General features: G+C 43.2%; 4 protein-coding genes. All 4 read right to left on the bottom strand.

What is annotated here, in order from left to right; all coding sequences use genetic code 11:
• Positions 1-213: 213 nt before the first annotated feature.
• Complete coding sequence (gyrA, locus tag BSI_RS16670) at positions 214-2,679, bottom strand: DNA topoisomerase (ATP-hydrolyzing) subunit A (RefSeq protein WP_003236661.1); 2,466 nt, start codon at positions 2,677-2,679, stop codon at positions 214-216.
• Between the two features lie 209 nt (positions 2,680-2,888).
• Positions 2,889-4,805: a DNA topoisomerase (ATP-hydrolyzing) subunit B gene (gene gyrB, locus BSI_RS16675; protein ID WP_003236659.1), complete on the bottom strand. Its 1,917-nt coding sequence runs from the start codon at positions 4,803-4,805 to the stop codon at positions 2,889-2,891.
• A 53-nt stretch (positions 4,806-4,858) separates the two neighbouring features.
• The gene (gene remB, locus BSI_RS16680) at positions 4,859-5,104 is read right to left on the bottom strand and encodes an extracellular matrix regulator RemB (protein ID WP_003219266.1); all 246 of its coding nucleotides are present in this window, start codon (positions 5,102-5,104) and stop codon (positions 4,859-4,861) included.
• A 17-nt stretch (positions 5,105-5,121) separates the two neighbouring features.
• Positions 5,122-6,234 carry a DNA replication/repair protein RecF gene (gene recF, locus BSI_RS16685; RefSeq protein ID WP_003236657.1) on the bottom strand — a complete coding sequence of 371 codons (1,113 nt, stop codon included), beginning with the start codon at positions 6,232-6,234 and terminating at the stop codon, positions 5,122-5,124.
• Between the last annotated feature and the right edge of the window lie 10 nt (positions 6,235-6,244).

The following is a 6,244-nucleotide window of genomic DNA, read 5'->3' as shown; positions in this document are numbered from 1 at the left end:
CTTGTTTAGTTTTCAAAGAACTTTGTGTGCTTCTCTCGAAGCGACTACTTAATAGTAACATTTTTAGTTAACTAGGTCAACACTTTTTTAAAAAAGTTTTACTAGTCATGTTTGTGTCTTTTAAAAGACAACAGAAATGATTATACCATAATTTTTAAGACTGTAAAGGGGTATGGACATAAAAAAGCGCAGCTGTTTCAGCTGCGCTTTTCCTCACACTTCTTCTTGTGTTTCTTCTTGCTCATCTTCTTCGTTTTTTTCTACTAGTGCTACTGTAGCAACATGCTCTTCTTCTGCCATTCTGATGAGGCGTACACCTTGAGTGACACGTCCGGTAGTTGAGATGTCATCGATGTCCATTCTAATGAGTACACCGCTGGCTGTAATAATCATTAGATCCTCTTCACCTTTAGTAGCTTTCACTGCTACTAATTGGCCGTTGTTCTCAGTGATTTTCGCTGTTTTGAGTCCTTTTCCGCCCCGGCTTTGGGTTCTATACTCTTCAGCCGGAGTTCGTTTTCCGTAACCTTTTTCAGTTACGATAAGGACATGTGATTCTTCCTCTAATATCTCCATGCCGACAACAACATCGTCATCGGTCAGGGTGATGCCTTTTACGCCTGCCGCAGTTCTTCCCATTTCCCGGACATCTGTTTCAGGGAAACGGATCAGCAATCCATTTTTCGTTCCGATGATAATTTGTTTTGTACCGTCAGTTAGACGTACACCCATCAATTCATCATCCTCACGAAGACTCAGAGCGATCAGGCCATTGTTGCGGATATTAGCAAACTGAGACAGCGAAGTTCGTTTTGAAACCCCGTGCTTTGTTGTGAAGAAAAGGTAAAGATCCGCATTGAATTCAGTGACTGGAATAATCGCGTTAATCCATTCACCCTTTTCTACCTCCAGCAGGTTAATAATCGGGATTCCTTTTGCTGTTCTGCCATACTCAGGGATTTCATACCCTTTTGCACGATACACTTTCCCCTTGTTCGAGAAGAAGAGAATCGTGTCATGAGTTGAAGTAGAGATCAAATGTTCAACGAAATCATCTTCGTTTGTTCCCATTCCCTGTACGCCTTTTCCGCCCCGTTTTTGACTGCGGTAAGTTGATGCAGGGAGACGTTTAATATATCCGTTGTGTGTCAGAGTCACTACGATATTTTCTCTCTCAATGAGATCTTCATCTTCAATTGTCTCTAATCCAGAAGTGACGATCTCGGTACGTCTTTCATCGTTAAAACGCTCTTTGATTTCCGTGAGTTCTTCACGGATGATCTCAAGCACTTTATATTCGTTTGCCAAGATGTCTTTTAGCTCTCCAATTAGTTTAACTAGAGATTGGTATTCTTCTTCGATCTTTTCACGTTCCAGTCCTGTTAAACGCTGCAGCCTCATGTCGAGGATCGCTTGTGCTTGCTTCTCTGTCAGTGAGAATTGTTCAATTAAACCTGTTCTCGCGATCTCAGCCGTTTGGGAATTACGGATAAGGGAAATAACTGCATCGAGATGATCCAGAGCTACTCTCAAACCTTCCAAGATGTGAGCTCTCGCTTCCGCTTTACGCAATTCATAAGCAGTACGGCGTCTGATCACGACTTTTTGATGGTCAAGGTAATGCTCCAGACATTGCTTTAGATTTAAAACTTTTGGCTGACCGTCAACAAGTGCAAGCAGGTTGATACCAAAAGATGTTTGTAGAGCAGTTTGTTTGTACAGATTGTTTAGAATAACATTACCATTGGCATCGCGTCTGATTTCAATGACAATTCTCATACCTGTACGATCTGACTCATCACGAAGATCTGTGATGCCCTCTATCTTCTTGTCCCTAACGAGATCAGCAATTTTCTCTATTAATTTCGCCTTATTTACTTGGTAAGGTAACTCTGTAACGATAATTCTTTCTTTACCTGAAGATGTTTGTTCAATCTCAGCTTTTGCCCGGATCGTGATAGAGCCTCGGCCAGATTCGTATGCTTTCCGGATACCGCTGCGTCCCAAGATTTGACCCGCAGTCGGGAAATCAGGACCCGGAATGACTTCCATCAGCTCCTGGATTGTAATGTCCGGGTTCTCACTGACCGCAAGTACGCCGTCAATGATTTCCCCAAGCTGGTGCGGAGGAATATTTGTTGCCATACCTACCGCAATCCCGGCAGCACCGTTCACGAGCAGATTCGGGAACCTTGAAGGCATAACAACCGGTTCTCTTTCTGACCCGTCATAGTTGTCCTGATAATCGATTGTGTCTTTTGTGATATCTCGAAGAATTTCCATCGAGATTTTAGACATTCTTGCTTCTGTATAACGCATGGCAGCCGCTGAGTCTCCGTCAACAGAACCGAAGTTTCCGTGACCGTCAACGAGCATGTAACGATAGTTGAAATCCTGCGCCATTCTGACCATGGATTCATATACCGCTGAATCACCGTGCGGGTGGTATTTCCCGATAACTTCTCCGACGATACGCGCAGATTTTTTATAAGGCTTGTCACTCGTCATGCCCAAATCATTCATTGCGTATAAAATCCGTCTGTGAACCGGTTTTAAACCGTCACGAACATCTGGAAGAGCACGGGACACAATAACGCTCATTGCATAATCCAAGAAGGACGTACGCATTTCCTGACTGATATTTATTTCACGAACTTGTGGTGTGTTTTGTTCACTCATTAAAAAACCTCCCTGAAGTATCACATGAAATATGTGGGAGTAGATTGTCCATTATGATCTTCAATACGATTTCACTATTCTCCATTATATCAATAAACTTATGATTATACACATTAAATTGCTAGAATATATAGGTATTACAAGCTTTACTGAGTCTGGTCTCGTTCAGAAAAAAGCCTTATTTCTTATTGGAAATAAGGCTTTTTATATTAGATGTCAAGATTTTTAACGTATCTCGCATTCGCTTCTATGAAGTTTCGGCGCGGTTCTACTTTGTCGCCCATCAGCATTTCAAATGTCTCATCCGCATCCATTGCATCTTCAAGAGTTACCTGAAGGAGCGTTCTAGAACTTGGATCCATGGTTGTCTCCCATAGCTGGGTGGCATTCATTTCACCAAGACCTTTATAGCGCTGCAATCCAGGCTTAGGCGTTTGAGGAAGAGTTTTTAACAGTTCTTCAAGCTCCTTGTCATTGTATGCATATTCAACACGTTTTCCCTGTTGAACCTTGTAGAGCGGCGGCTGCGCAATGTACACATAGCCATTTTCAATAATTTGGCGCATATATCTGTAAAAGAACGTTAACAGCAGTGTTCTGATGTGCGCGCCGTCAACGTCGGCATCTGTCATAATGACAACTTTGTGGTAACGGGCTTTCTCCAGGTTGAAATCTTCCCCGATACCCGTGCCGAGCGCTGTGATCATAGAGCGTACTTCGTTGTTAGATAGGATTTTATCCAATCTGGCTTTTTCAACGTTCAGGATTTTACCTCTAAGCGGCAAAATGGCTTGGAAATGTCTGTCGCGGCCTTGTTTAGCAGATCCTCCGGCAGAGTCACCCTCTACGATATATAACTCGGAGATGCTCGGGTCTTTTGAAGAGCAGTCCGCTAACTTACCTGGAAGGTTTGAAATTTCCAAAGCACTCTTGCGGCGTGTTAATTCACGCGCTTTTTTTGCAGCCATTCGTGCTCTCGCTGCCATTAAACCTTTATCGACAATTTTTTTGGCCGCATCTGGATTTTCCAGCATAAATGTTTCCATTGCCGCAGAAAATAACGTATCGGTAATTGTCCGCGCTTCTGAGTTGCCTAGTTTTGTTTTCGTTTGGCCCTCAAACTGCGGATCAGGGTGTTTGATTGAAATAATCGCGGTCAGTCCTTCTCTTACGTCATCTCCGCTTAAGTTTGGATCATTTTCTTTAATAAGCCCTTTTTTTCTGGCGTAATCGTTGATAACACGAGTCAGACCCGTTTTGAAACCAGCTTCGTGGGTACCGCCTTCATACGTGTTAATGTTGTTTGTAAACGAGTAAATGTTGCTTGTGTAGCTGTCATTGTATTGCAAAGCCACTTCAACCGTAATGCCGTCCTTTTCGCCTTCAATGTAAATCGGTTCTTCATGGACTACTTCTTTAGAACGGTTTAAATACTCTACATAACTTTTAATTCCGCCTTCGTAATGGTACTCATTTTTGCGCTCTTGTCCTTCACGTTTATCTTCAATCGTGATGTTGACGCCTTTTGTCAAAAAGGCTAATTCGCGCACGCGGTTAGCAAGCAGATCATAATCATACACAGTTGTTTCTGTGAAAATCTCAGGATCCGGGATAAAATGTGTCGTCGTTCCTGTATGATCCGTTTCGCCAATGATTTCAAGGTCTGCAACCGGAACTCCGCGTTTATAGGTTTGGCGGTGGATTTTACCGTCACGGTGTACCGTCACATCAAGCTCCGTTGAAAGCGCGTTTACAACTGACGCACCTACACCGTGTAATCCTCCGGACACTTTATAACCGCTTCCGTCAAATTTTCCTCCGGCGTGAAGCACTGTCATAATGACTTCTACCGCAGGACGGCCCATTTTTTCTTGAATACCGACTGGAATACCGCGGCCATTATCTGTCACCGTGATACTGTTGTCTTTTTCAATTTGAATGTTGATATCCGTACAATAACCGGCGAGGGCTTCGTCAATACTATTGTCGACAATTTCCCATACCAGGTGGTGAAGGCCTTTGCTGTTTGTTGAACCGATATACATCCCCGGTCTTTTACGAACAGCTTCCAATCCCTCTAGAACCTGTATCTGATTTTCATCATAACTGTTTTGCTGCTGTTCCATAGCCACGTCATTCACCTACACTTTTCTTAACGATATATTCTGATAAAAAATTTCTAAGAATCTATTTCAAACATAAATTGCGCACGTTTTTTTAATGTGCTGGAAGATAAGGGAGAGTAATATATATTCTGAACCGTGACTACGATAGATTTGGGCGTGCCGTTTACGGAAGGCACCACCTTGTGTTTCTGTTTTTTCAGAAATTCTTCAACAATAGGCGACATGTTGGCTTTAAAGTCAAAAATGCCGACAATATCTCGTGTTGAAACCACAAAGTCATCACCTAAATGAATATACAATTGCCCACCTCATTTCTTCACTTCACTAACGCACCGTTTTGCACACGGAACATTCCTGCTTGACGTAAGGTTTCGTGATCAATGCCATCAACGCTTGTCGTTGTGACAAACGTTTGTACACGGCCTTGGATCGTATGAAGCAAGTGTGACTGGCGATAATCATCCAGCTCACTCAGTACATCATCCAATAGTAAAATGGGATATTCTCCGATTTCTTCATGGATCAGGTCAATTTCCGCCAGCTTAAGGGACAATGCCGTCGTTCGCTGCTGTCCTTGAGAACCATACGTCTGCACATCGCGTCCGTTCACATAGAAAAGAACATCGTCACGATGAGGCCCTGACAGCGTAACACCGCGCTCGATTTCTTTTTCTCTTAATTTAGAAAACGCTTCTTGATAGCTATCTCCTATTTTCGACAAGTCTTCAGGATCTGATACCTCAAGAGCCGTATGGTACTTTAGGGTCAGCTCTTCTAACCCTCTTGAGATGCCCGCATGAATTGGCTGCGCCCATTTTTCGAGCTGTGCTGTAAACTGCAGGCGTTTTACGACGACTTTTGCCGCAACTTCCACAAGCTGATCGGTCAAAACATCGAGCATCGTTCTGTCAGTTTGTTTTCTTGTTTGCAGCTGCTTCAAAAAATGATTTCGCTGAGAAAGGATTTTCTGGTAAAGAGAAAGGTCATACAGGTAAACAGGAGAAACCTGTCCGATTTCCATGTCAAGAAACCGCCTTCTCACTTGAGGGCTTCCCTTTACAAGATTTAAATCTTCAGGCGCAAACATGATGGTGTTGAGGGCCCCGACATACTGGCTGAGCTTTTGCTGTTCAATATGATTGACCTTGCCCTTTTTACCCTTTTTGGAGATGACGAGCTGCATCGGGATCGTCCCGTTTTGCTTCATCACTCTTCCCTCTATTTTAGCATAGTCTTTGTCCCACCGTATAAGTTCTTTGTCATTTGATGTCCGGTGCGATTTCGCCATGGACAAGACATAGATCGCCTCCATGAGGTTTGTTTTCCCCTGGGCGTTTTCTCCGATGATCACATTTACTTTATTTTCAAATTGCAGTTCGGCATGGTCGTAGTTGCGGTAAGATGTCAGCTCTAAGTTCTGGATATACAATCAGTATCAC

Source organism: Bacillus inaquosorum KCTC 13429, from assembly GCF_000332645.1.
GTDB classification, from domain to species: domain Bacteria; phylum Bacillota; class Bacilli; order Bacillales; family Bacillaceae; genus Bacillus; species Bacillus inaquosorum.
The sequence above is the reverse complement of the archived record's forward strand: the minus strand, read 5'-3'. Positions and strand labels throughout refer to the sequence as shown.

Bases quoted from the DNA above. Each gene is read 5' to 3' on its own strand.
- gyrA (WP_003236661.1), bottom strand. From the start codon at position 2,679: ATGAGTGAACAAAACACACCACAAGTTCGTGAAATAAATATCAGTCAG.
- gyrB (WP_003236659.1), bottom strand. From the start codon at position 4,805: ATGGAACAGCAGCAAAACAGTTATGATGAAAATCAGATACAGGTTCTA.